The sequence below is a fragment of the Maritimimonas sp. 2304DJ26-3 genome (assembly GCF_056591635.1).
On sequence record NZ_JBWQOK010000015.1, the window covers coordinates 1 to 259 of the forward strand.

Consider the following 259-nt stretch of genomic DNA (forward strand, 5'->3'; position numbering starts at 1 on the left):
GGGTATTCCATCAGCTCCAACAGCAGCGAGTCCATCAGCCTATTGTGATGGTGATACGATTTTAGATATTACAGCCACAGGCGCAGTAGGAGCAAGCTTCACTTGGTATAGCGATGCAGGATTAACCACAGTAGTTGATAATGATGCTACGTTTACACCATCAGGAGCAGTAGGAACAGAGATAGTTTATGTAACACAAACAGTTGCAGGCTGTGAGAGTCTTGCAACACAGGTAGATATAGTAGTTAATTCTTTACCA

General features: G+C 43.2%; 1 protein-coding gene. It reads left to right on the top strand.

The annotated features are described in order from the left end of the window. On the top strand, positions 1–259 hold a 259-nt coding region (locus AC1EUV_RS13805), incomplete at both ends, for an Ig-like domain-containing protein (protein WP_480199306.1).